At 42.3% G+C, this 3,066-nt stretch carries 3 protein-coding genes and 1 pseudogene; 1 reads left to right on the top strand and 3 read right to left on the bottom strand.

Annotation, left to right across the window (positions count from 1 at the left end; translation table 11 throughout):
* Window positions 1–119: 119 nt before the first annotated feature.
* The 3 genes and pseudogenes from H8Z82_RS16760 to H8Z82_RS16750 all read right to left on the bottom strand — a co-directional run.
* Window positions 120–1,583, bottom strand: a pseudogene (locus H8Z82_RS16760) (MobA/MobL family protein); the annotation flags it as partial.
* A gap of 327 nt (window positions 1,584–1,910) precedes the next feature.
* On the bottom strand, window positions 1,911–2,225 hold the full coding sequence (locus H8Z82_RS16755) for a relaxasome subunit MobC (protein ID WP_072522126.1): 315 nt from the start codon (window positions 2,223–2,225) through the stop codon (window positions 1,911–1,913).
* A 140-nt stretch (window positions 2,226–2,365) separates the two neighbouring features.
* Window positions 2,366–2,596 (bottom strand): helix-turn-helix domain-containing protein, encoded by a 231-nt coding sequence (locus tag H8Z82_RS16750; RefSeq protein ID WP_186995752.1) that lies wholly within the window; start codon window positions 2,594–2,596, stop codon window positions 2,366–2,368.
* 171 nt (window positions 2,597–2,767) lie between these two features.
* Here H8Z82_RS16750 and H8Z82_RS16745 point away from each other — a divergent pair.
* Window positions 2,768–3,066: helix-turn-helix domain-containing protein (locus tag H8Z82_RS16745; protein ID WP_186995751.1), on the top strand; the 299-nt coding region annotated here is incomplete at its 3' end.

The following is a 3,066-nucleotide window of genomic DNA, read 5'->3' as shown; positions in this document are numbered from 1 at the left end:
TGATTACATTCTAAAGGATTTATGATAAAGGTTTCCACTACCGGAATGGTGGTTCCCTAAAAAACGGATTTGCGGTTTCCTGTCACCGGACAGCAGGGACACGGGCACCGGATTATTCATTTAATTCTCTGGATTCGTTCATCTATATCACGTCCTTTCTCTATCTGCTGTTCCAGTTCAGCAATTCGGTGTTCTGTTTCAGTAATAAACTGTTTTCGCTGTTCAGCTTCTGTGCCAATTTCTGCCATTGCTGATTTTCGTTTTCCAAAAGTTCTATCTTCGTTTTCTGTTCTTCCATCTTGGAAAGCAGTTCCTCGGTATTTGGCAAAATGTTGAGCAGCCCGGATAACTCGCTGTTTAATTTTTGCAATTTCTGATTCTGTTCCTGCATAAGAGAGAGTTGGGTGTCCCGGTTCTGCATTTCCAGAATCATTTCTGCCATTAAGGTCTGCTGTTCTTCGATTTGCCCAATCATGGATTCCATTAAGGGTATAATTTCCCGGCTTTCTTCTAATGTCATTTAATCGCTCCTTCCATAATGATAATGCACCCGATACTTTCCCAAAGGTGTCCAGTATCTTTTGCAATAACGTGTTTTGTTGTTTTATGATTTGATTTTCCGCTACTTTCCACGAACCTTTTATTTCCTGCCCGGCAAGAAACTTTTGTTCAATCTTTCTTGCGTCAGCGCCTTCATGGATGGTAGGAATCTGGAGTTTTCCCTGTTTTTCATAAGAACGGTGATCGACCTGATTCTGCAAAGGCAGATGTTCATTACATACCTTTGCCCATTCACTCCGCCATAGTTCACAGTTTTTTGGATTGTTCCATCCAGTAGCATCGGTCAGCACCCGTTTCCATTGCAAGCGGTTTCTTGCACCAATCTTCTGGATTCCGTTTTCGTCTAATACAGGGATACGGATTCCATGACGGTCAGGGTTTTTCTTATCCTGCCACCAGTTCGGATGGGATTCATCAATCACGATATTTCCGTTTTTATCTCTGACAAATTCCCAATCCTTGACTTCTTTCTTTCCCCAAGAATGATCCGGGTTAAAAGGGCGCATAGTCAGAAGCAGATGGACATGAGGATTGCCATCCCCTTTGTCGTGGATACTCCAATCAGCGCACATTCCTTTATCCACAAATGTTTTTTGGATATAGTCGGCTGTATATTGAATCTGTTCTTGTCTGCTCCATTCTTTTGGAAGGGCAAATTCAAATGACCTGCCAAGTTGGGCATCCGCACTTTTTTCAATCTTCAATACCTCATTCCATAACCTCTGTTTTTGAAATGTGATTTTAAATTTTTTTATAGCAGCTTCTTTATCTTCTGACCTTTTGTATCGGACAGACTTTTGAAAGCGTTTTATATTTTCCTCTGGTACTATCTGCCATTCAGAAGGTGCGTTTTCGCACATCATCAGACTGGTGTAGACCACTTCTTTTTTAGAAGTGTAATAACTGATACTCCCGGTTTCTTCGTTTTTCATCACATCCCCATTGAGATATGCAGAAGCGGAGATAACAGATTTTCCTTTACTTCGTCCGACTATTTTGATTGTGTAATGAAAAATCGCCATGTCTGGATTCCTCCTTTCTGCACATCCGGCATAGATTTCCGGCAACATTGCTTTCAATTTTAGAAAAAGCAGCATTGCCGGAACGCCCTCTGCGTAAGAGTGCCCTGCGCATAGCAGTCTGCATGGAATGCGCCCCTCTGGCGAAGAGTGCCTCCTGCGGCATGAGCAGGTCTGGCTGAAAGCCCCGCCGACGGAACGAGCCCGGCAAGCGTGAGCGCAGACCGGTTGCCACTTGTGGCAAACTTATTGGGACGACCTCTGGTTGTCCATAAGTGCGCCCTTCATGAAAAAGCAATGAAGGGAATGAAAAACTCATCCCCTCCGCCATTACACTTCCTCCATATCGGTATTGGCTTCTTTCTGCATTGCCTTTGAGAAAAACTTCCCATTGGCTTCCTGCCTTTTCAGAAAACCAATCAGCTTTGGGATGTCTTCCTCCTCAATAGGTGCACCAAGAACGGATTCCACTGCACCGCCAATCTGACAGAGCCTATGGGTTCGTTTTTTACTTTCTTCGGCTTTCTTTCGTTTCAGAAGTTCTTTCTTCTGTGTTGCATATCTTTTCGCCTTTTCAAGGCTTTCCTGTTCCTTCTTTTCCATTTCAAGCATTCGTTCTTCATAACTTTTTGTTGATTTTGCCATGATTACATTCCCCTTTCTTTTGCAAACATAAGTTCTCGGTTGCGTATCAGAAGAAGCACATGGTATAATCTTCTTGCGTGTAGGTATATCATGGCTTCGGTCTGATAGAACCTTTGGCGGTTTCTTTGGAAGCCGCCTTTTTAATTTGCCGCAGTTCTTGTTACGGCTTTTACATTTCCTCTATCCCTCAAATCACGACCTTCATTAGCTTCCATAAACATTTCCAGAATATCGGTTTTAATCAGGACTTTGCGACCAACCTTTAATACTGGAAGTTTCTTCCGTTCTACAAGCTGTCTTAAGGTATTTCTGCCGATTCCCGTATAGTCAGCAGCTTCTTCGATGGATAATGCAATTTTTCTTTGCGTCATATAATCACCTCCTTATAAATTGCATTATGCAATTCTTGTGATGTAAGTATATCCTTTTCATATCTTTTTGTCAAGCGTTACGAAATATCAAAAACAAACTTTATGTTGCATATTGCAATTTTGGAAAAACAATGCTATAATTCATACATACCGAAAAAGGAGGCAGTCAGCATGAAAGATAAAGAACTACGCAAGCTGATAGGCAGCAGAGTAAAACAGCGCCGTCTGGAATTGAATCTGACACAGCCTTATGTCGCAGAAAAGATGGGGGTTACCGCTTCTACAATCCTGCGTTATGAGAATGGTTCGATTGACAATACGAAAAAAATGGTGCTGGAAGGTCTTTCGGAAGCACTCCATGTATCTGTGGAATGGCTCAAAGGGGAAACAGATGAATATGAAACCGACATTACGGATAAGAGAGAGTTACAGATTCGTGATGCGATGGGAGATATTCTGGAACAGTTACC

This window comes from Blautia difficilis, from assembly GCF_014297245.1.
In the GTDB taxonomy this organism is placed as follows: domain Bacteria; phylum Bacillota; class Clostridia; order Lachnospirales; family Lachnospiraceae; genus Blautia_A; species Blautia_A difficilis.
This window is presented reverse-complemented; position numbering and strand designations above follow the sequence as displayed.